This window comes from Mesorhizobium kowhaii (genome assembly GCF_042431665.1).
Classification (GTDB): domain Bacteria; phylum Pseudomonadota; class Alphaproteobacteria; order Rhizobiales; family Rhizobiaceae; genus Mesorhizobium; species Mesorhizobium kowhaii.
This window is the reverse complement of record NZ_JBHLYT010000001.1, coordinates 138,174-145,401: the sequence shown is the minus strand read 5'-3', so window position 1 is coordinate 145,401 and position 7,228 is coordinate 138,174. Positions and strand designations below refer to the sequence as shown.

General features: G+C 64.2%; 7 protein-coding genes. 2 read left to right on the top strand and 5 right to left on the bottom strand.

Annotated features, from left to right (window positions below):
- Positions 1-102: 102 nt before the first annotated feature.
- The 3 genes from ACFFNA_RS00745 to ACFFNA_RS00735 form a co-directional block, all read right to left on the bottom strand.
- The gene (locus ACFFNA_RS00745) at positions 103-660 is read right to left on the bottom strand and encodes a fasciclin domain-containing protein (protein ID WP_111545227.1); all 558 of its coding nucleotides are present in this window, start codon (positions 658-660) and stop codon (positions 103-105) included.
- A gap of 215 nt (positions 661-875) precedes the next feature.
- The gene (locus ACFFNA_RS00740; RefSeq protein WP_111545226.1) at positions 876-1,604 is read right to left on the bottom strand and encodes an anti-sigma factor; all 729 of its coding nucleotides are present in this window, start codon (positions 1,602-1,604) and stop codon (positions 876-878) included.
- Positions 1,601-2,140: a sigma-70 family RNA polymerase sigma factor gene (locus ACFFNA_RS00735; protein ID WP_378914831.1), complete on the bottom strand. Its 540-nt coding sequence runs from the start codon at positions 2,138-2,140 to the stop codon at positions 1,601-1,603. Before ACFFNA_RS00735 ends, ACFFNA_RS00740 begins: the two co-directional genes overlap by 4 nt.
- A gap of 152 nt (positions 2,141-2,292) precedes the next feature.
- On the opposite strand from ACFFNA_RS00735, the gene ACFFNA_RS00730 reads away from it, so the two are divergent.
- Together ACFFNA_RS00730 and argB are read left to right on the top strand one after the other, a co-directional pair.
- On the top strand, positions 2,293-3,789 hold the full coding sequence (locus ACFFNA_RS00730; protein ID WP_378914829.1) for an amidase: 1,497 nt from the start codon (positions 2,293-2,295) through the stop codon (positions 3,787-3,789).
- A 219-nt stretch (positions 3,790-4,008) separates the two neighbouring features.
- Positions 4,009-4,902 carry an acetylglutamate kinase gene (gene argB, locus ACFFNA_RS00725; RefSeq protein WP_378914827.1) on the top strand — a complete coding sequence of 298 codons (894 nt, stop codon included), beginning with the start codon at positions 4,009-4,011 and terminating at the stop codon, positions 4,900-4,902.
- Between the two features lie 31 nt (positions 4,903-4,933).
- On the opposite strand, the gene ACFFNA_RS00720 is transcribed toward argB, so the two are convergent.
- Together ACFFNA_RS00720 and bchE are read right to left on the bottom strand one after the other, a co-directional pair.
- Positions 4,934-5,332, bottom strand: a complete 399-nt coding sequence (locus tag ACFFNA_RS00720) for a RidA family protein (RefSeq protein ID WP_111545222.1) — start codon at positions 5,330-5,332, stop codon at positions 4,934-4,936.
- 249 nt (positions 5,333-5,581) lie between these two features.
- On the bottom strand, positions 5,582-7,129 hold the full coding sequence (gene bchE, locus ACFFNA_RS00715; protein WP_378914825.1) for a magnesium-protoporphyrin IX monomethyl ester anaerobic oxidative cyclase: 1,548 nt from the start codon (positions 7,127-7,129) through the stop codon (positions 5,582-5,584).
- Between the last annotated feature and the right edge of the window lie 99 nt (positions 7,130-7,228).

The following is a 7,228-nucleotide window of genomic DNA, read 5'->3' as shown; positions in this document are numbered from 1 at the left end:
GGCAGAGCAATGGATGAGAGATTCATGAGACGTCTCCAGGGTTAGGATGTCGGACCCCGAAACCTTACCTGAGTTCCGCCGCCCGTCGCCTCATGGGATCTTTTACATTTTAGGGAGCAGAACCTTGTCGATGACGTGGATGACGCCATTGGACTGCTCGACATCGGCGATCGTCACATTGGCGACGTTGCCGTTCTCGTCGGTGACGGTGACCTTGCCGCCGTCTGCCTTGAGCGACAGTTCGCAACCGCCAACCGTCTTGACCTTGTGGGCGCCGCCATCAGCCTTGGCCATCGCGGCGACGTCCGCCCCCATCGCCTTGGCGCCGATGACATGACAGGTCAGGATCTTGGTGAGCTTGTCCTTGTTCTCGGGCTTGAGCAGCGTTTCGACCGTGCCGGCGGGCAGCGCGGCAAAGGCGTCGTTGGTCGGCGCGAACACCGTGAAGGGACCGGCGCCCTGCAGGGTCTCGACCAGGCCGGCCGCCTTGACGGCGGCAACCAGCGTGGTGTGGTCCTTCGAGTTCACGGCATTCTCGACGATGTTCTTGCTGGCATACATGGCGGCGCCGCCAACCATCGGGTTTTCGGCATAGGCCGCGGTGGCAAGAGCGGAAACGGCGATCGTGCTGGCAAGCAAAAGGGTGGCGTATCTACGCATGATGTCAAACTCCTCGGGTTTTCTCTTCCCATCTTTGGGGACGCGAGGAGATACGGGACACAAAAGCGGGAGTTTCAGAAACATCGGGATTTTTTTAATTTTATTTACGTCGCCGGGAGATTTTCGCGCGAAGCGTTTTGCCGGCTCAATGGCGCGATTAGACATCAGCTGCGGAAGATAGACTGAAAGTCTTCTATTGTCGGCAGGGAACCCGGTCAGATGCTCTTCAGATCGCCCGCCGCGACCACCGGTCCGGTCGGCTGTCCGGTCGGCGAACCGCCCGCCGGCTCGAGGCTGACGGCGAGCACCGCGCCCTGGGCGAGCTTCTGCTGGGCAGCCGGCGAGACCACAATATGCGCCGTCGCGCCGGCCGGGATGACGCCCATCGAGACCGGCGGGTTCTTGCCCTCGATCATCCACAGCTCGAAGTCCTTGCCGGCGGCGCGCTCACCGGAGACATGCGACAGGCCGACCTCGTGATGCGCGACATCGTAGACGGCGAGATATTTGACATCACTGCCATCGGCGGCCAGCGAGGCGACAAGGCGCGCCTGCGGCTGCTCGACCGGCGGGTTGAGGGTGGGTACGGCTATGTAGATCGCCAGCGCGGCGACCGCCACTGCTGCGAGGCCACGCCAGAAGGCCAGGCTGGACCACAGCCCGCCGCGCGATTCAGCGGGCGTGGTCACGGCTGCGGTGGACGTGAACAGGCGGCGATCGACGGCAGCCTTGACCGAAGCCGGCGGCTCGATTTCCGGGTAGGCGGCGGCCAGCGGCGAGAGAGAGACCTCCCAGCCGTCGACAAGACGGGCGAACTCGGTCTCCGCGTCGATGCGCCTGGACGCAATCTGCCGCTCCTCCGCCGGCAGCACGCCGAGAACGTATTCGGCGGCGAGCAAGTCGTCGCCTCCACGTTCCGGTCCGGTGTCCTCTGCCAGCGTCATCTTTCCAGACATTCTCTGAGTTTCAACAGGCTGCGGCGCAGCCAGGTACGCATCGTGTTCAACGGCACGCCATGGCGCTCCGCCAGTTCGGCATAGCTCTCGCCCTTGAGATAGGCGCCCCGGACGGCCGCCGCCCGGTCCTTTTCCAGCTCATCGAGACAATGATGGATGCGTTCGGATTCTCCGCCCGCCACCACCATCGCTTCAGGCCCCGGCGCCGGATCGGCCACATCGAGCGCGGCATCGATATCGAGGGCGGGCTTGCGGCGCGCTCTGACGCGATCGATCGCGTGGTTGCGCGCGATCGCCACCAGCCAGGAGATCGGGCTTAAGTCTGAGACGGCAAAACGGTCCGCCTTCGTCCATATCTTGACGAAGACTTCCTGCAGGGCTTCTTCTGCATCTCCCCGGTCGTTCAATACACGAAGGCAGACACCGAAAAGTTTCGCGCTGGTCTGCCGGTAGAGCAGATCGAACGCAGCCCGATCCTTCATCGAAGTCCGGACGATCAGCTTGGTGATGTCCTGCGGCGCCATGCAGGCAAATTAGGGGATTGCCATGTATTTGCAACGACGGAAATGGCCTTGTGCACGCCAGACTTACCACATTGCCAGCCCGGATCTGTCCGTCGATTGCCAATGAAATCGCCACTGGCTAGCTTGTCTTCCCAATGGTGGGGGGAACGCGCATGTCAGTTGAACAGACACTGTGGGCGCAAGACGCAACCGGCCTTGCCGATCTGGTCCGCAAGGGCGAGATCTCACCGGTCGAACTGACCGAAGCGGCGATCGCCCGTGCCGAGGCCACCCGTCCCGACATCAACGCCAGCGCGGAGCCGCTCTATGACGCCGCCCGGACCCGCGCGAAGACCGTCGACCGCTCGCTGCCGCTGGCCGGCGTTCCCTTCGCCATCAAGGATCTCGGCATCGCCATCAAGGGCGTGCCGACGCATGGCGGCAGCCGCATTCCGGCATGGCTGGCCGATGTCAATTCGGTGCTGACCGACCGCTATCTCGCCGCCGGGCTCATTCCGATCGTGACCTCGACGTCGCCCGAACACGGGCTGCGCCTGATGACAGAATCCAAGGCCTTCGGCATCACCCGCAATCCCTGGAACACCAGCCATACCAGCGGCGGCTCGTCCGGCGGTGCTGCAGCGCTGGTCGCTGCCGGTGTGGTGCCGGTGGCGCATGCCTCGGATGGCGGCGGATCGATCCGGGTGCCTGCCGCCTGCACCGGGCTTGTCGGCCTCAAGACCTCGCGCGGCCGCATACCGCTGACGCCATTGGTGAGCGAGAGCTGGTACGGCATGGTCGTCGACCACGCGCTCACCCGCTCGGTGCGCGATTGCGCGCTGCTGCTCGACCTCACCCACGGGCCCGACCTTTTGTCGCCCTATGCCGCGCTGCCGCCGAAAGGCAGCTTCACCGCTGCTGCCGCGCGCGATCCCGGCAAGCTCAGGCTGGCCGTGTACCGCAAGTCGCCGCTTGGCCTGCCGGTCTCGGCCGAGACGCTTGTTGCGCTCGACACTGCGGTGGCGCTCGCCCGCGAGGGCGGCCATACGGTCGAGGACATCGACCTGCCCTTTATTGGCCGCGATTTCTTCGCCGATTTTGCCAGCAGCGTGGCCTCTGCCGTCGCCGGCACGATGCGGGCCGAAGCACTGCGTGTCGGCCGTTCCGTTTTGGGCGACATCGAGCGGGCGACGCGCGTGGTCGCCCGCTTCGGTGAACTGGTGTCGGCCGGCGAGACCTATGCCGGCCTGCAGCGGCTGCATGCCGCCTCACGGCAGCTGATCGCGGAGACCGCGCAATATGATGCCGTGCTGATGCCGATCATCGCTCACCCGCCACTCGCCTGCGGCGGCATGGACCCGAAAGGCGCCGACGAACTCATCGAAAACCTGCTCGACAAGCTTCATCTCAGCGCCTTGCTGAAGTTGAAGCCATTGTTCGGCCAGATGATGGACAAGAGCCTCTGGTTCACCCATTGGCCGGCGATCCAGAATGTCAGCGGCCAGCCGTCGATCGCGCTGCCGGTGCATGTCACCGATGCCGGCCTGCCGCTCGGCATCCAGGCGGCCGGCCGTCCTGGCGACGAGGAGACGCTGCTGTCGCTTGCCGCGCAGATGGAGAAGATCTCGGGCTGGCTGTGCCGCAGGGCGCCGCTGAGGGTGCCGTCATGATGACGACGTCGTGAGGCGCTCGAATATGACAGCAAAGCCATTTGCGGCTGGCGCCAATTCCCGCTAAGACGCCGCCGTCCTTTCCAAGTGCATGTCGCCCAAAAGCGTCCGACGGTTTTTGGGACAACGACATGCATAAACCCAGTGCATGTCGCCCAAAAGTGTCCAGCGGTTTTTGGGACAACGACATGTATAAACCAAGAGCCAGGAACTAAGCCGATGACGGAGATAACCGCCACCGCCGAAATGCAGGCCGCCCTGCTTTCGCGGGCGTTGCCCTACATGCAGCGCTATGAGCACAAGACCGTCGTGGTGAAATATGGCGGCCACGCCATGGGCAATATCGAGCTCGGCAAGGCCTTCGCCCGCGACATCGCGCTGTTGAAGCAATCGGGCGTCAATCCGATCGTCGTCCACGGCGGTGGCCCGCAGATCGGCGCCATGCTGGCCAAGATGGGCATCGAATCCAAGTTCGAGGGCGGCTTGCGCGTCACCGACCAGAAGACGGTCGAAATCGTCGAGATGGTGCTGGCCGGCTCGATCAACAAGGAGATAGTGGCGCTGATCAACGCCGAGGGCGAATGGGCGATCGGCCTGTGCGGCAAGGACGGCAACATGGTCTTCGCCGAAAAGGCGCGCAAGACCATGATCGATCCGGACTCCAACATCGAGCGCGTGCTCGATCTCGGCTTCGTCGGCGAGCCGGTCGAGGTCGACCGTACCTTGCTCGACCTTCTGGCGCGCTCCGAAATGATCCCGGTGCTGGCGCCGGTGGCGCCCGGCCGCGACGGCCACACCTACAACATCAACGCCGACACCTTCGCCGGCGCCATTGCCGGCGCTTGCCAGGCAACGCGCCTGCTGTTCCTGACCGACGTGCCAGGCGTGCTCGACAAGAACAAGAAGCTGATCGACGAACTGACCGTGGCCGAGGCCAAGGCGCTGATCAGGGACGGCACGGTCTCCGGCGGCATGATCCCCAAGGTCGAGACCTGCATCGAGGCGATCGAGCGCGGCGTCGAAGGCGTCGTCATCCTCAACGGCAAGACGCCGCATTCGGTGCTGCTCGAACTCTTCACCGAACACGGCGCCGGCACGCTGATCGTGCCCTGAGCGACACCCTTGGCAGCTTGCTGCCAATCTATCAGGCGGGCTGCGGAAGGCGCGCGATAACCTTGATTTCAAAATCGAAGCCCGCCAGCCAGTTCACGCCCACCGCGGTCCAGTTCGGGTAGGGCGGTTCGCCGAACGCCTTCAGGCGAACGGCGTCAATCGCCGGCCATTGCGTGGCCGGATCGGTGTGGAAAGTGGTCACGTCGACGATGTCGTCGAATGTGCAGCCGGCGGCCTTCAGCACCGCCGCGAGATTGTCGAAGGCAAGCTGGACCTGCTTTTCGAAGACCGGCTCGGCCGACCCGTCCTCGCGGCTGCCGACCTGGCCCGAGACAAACAGAAAGTCGCCCGAGCGGATCGCCGCCGAGTAACGGTTGATCTCGTAGAGAGCCTGCCGGCCGGCAGGGAAGATCGCGTCGCGTTTGGTCATAGTTTCACTCCATCTAGACAAGGCAGGCCAGGCCTCCCGACGATCGCGAATTGGCTTCGCCGGGAGGGCGAGCCGTTCGCAAGGCTTCAGGGTGGTTTTGGATCGCTGCGCTCCACTGTTCGGGGCGGCTATTGACATACGCCCCGTATGTCGGATGTGGGCACATACGCTGCGTATGTCAATACGCATACGCGACGTATATTATTTCAAGAGATGACATTGGGCCGCGGTCCAAGCTCTTTCGAGCGGTCAGGCATTCGGCGAAATCGTGATCCCGGGCAAAGTCAGCTTGCGCGCCTGATGTCGAACGGTCATCGATTCCTCCTCGGCGTCCTGCGGCGCGCCCCAGAATTCGGCAAGCGTCGGGCCGTCTTTCACCCGGCCGTCGCGGGCCAGAAAACCCCAGACCTCGCGGAACCAGACGCGGCGGCCCATCTGCGTGTACCAGCGCATCGAGTGCCGCTGCTCGGGGTCCTTGTGGAACAGGATGCGCGCCAGCGCCTTCGGCCGCGACTGCACCGCCAGTTCGATCAGCTTGACGCTGAAGAACAGCATCCACGGCTTCAGCCGCGTCATCTGCAGCACCTGGTGCTTGTAGTCCCACAGGCGGGCATCCTTCTGGATCACCTTGCGGTCACGGGCGATCCTGAAGAACGGTGTCCAGCGATGCGGCGTCACATAGAGCGCCTGGATCTGGTCCGGGTCGTAGGCGATGAGTTGGCGAAAGCCGCGCCACAGGTCGCGAAACCCTTCATCCTCGAAGCCGGCCACCCAGGTCGCCATCGACAGGATGCCGTTGAGGCGCAGCAGCCTTATCGCCTCGCGGTCGGATGAGGTGCTGCCGCCCTTGCGGATCAATTGCAGCGTCTGCTCATCGGTGTTTTCCATGCCGAGCAGCCAGCGGATGACGCCCGCCTTGCGGTAGAGATGCAGGATGTCGGCATCACGCACGATGTCGTCGGCGCGGGTCGAGCCGACGATCAGCACCGGTACGTTCTCGGCGATCATGGCGTCGAGAAAGGCGCGCCAGGCTTTCTTCGAAACGGTCGGGTTCTCGTCGGCAAGGTTGATCAGCTCGACGCCGTGCTCGCGATGCAGCCAGGCGATCTCCCTGGCGAATTTCACCGGATCGCGATGCCGCCAGCGGGTCCAGAAGCCGCGCTGGCCGCAATAGTTGCACAGATGCGGGCAGCCGCGCGAAAACTGCATGACCACGGCACGCTTGCCGCCCCAATAGCTGTAGCGGCCGTGGTCGATCATCTCCCAGCCGACACGGTAGGCGTCGAGGTCGGCGATGGTCATTGCCGGCTGCGTGGCGAAGGGGCGGCGCAGATCGTCGCGAAAGGCAATGCCGGCCACGCTTGCCGGCGGCTGGTGCATTTCCAGCGCCTCGACCAGCGCCACGACAGTCGCCTCGCCCTCGCCGCGCACGATGAAGTCAAAGACGTCCGTATCAGTCAGGATGTCGCCCCAGTGATAGGTCGGGAACACGCCGCCATAGATGATGATGGTGGCCGGCTCGCGCTGCTTGATCATGCGCGCGATCAGCAAGGCGGTCGGGTGCGCCGAGGTCGATCCGGAATGGCCGATCAGGACGAAATCGGGATCATCGTCCAGCGCATTGCGCACCACCAGGTCGAGCGGCATCGGCCCGAATTCGGCGTCGACGAGGCGCACCTCATGGCCGGCATCGATCAGCGGGCCGCCGAGCGCCAACAGGCCAAGCGGCGGCAGGTGATCGTCCGGCACGCGGCTGCCGATGGCGGTGTGCGGTGGATTGATCAGGACGACTTTCATGGCGGACCTCCGGGGCAGTTGGTCCGCGCATGCTGGCCGGTGATATGGACGCCCGATTGGCCCGTTTCAGCAGTTTGCGTGCAGCTTTTCCGCAGGGAA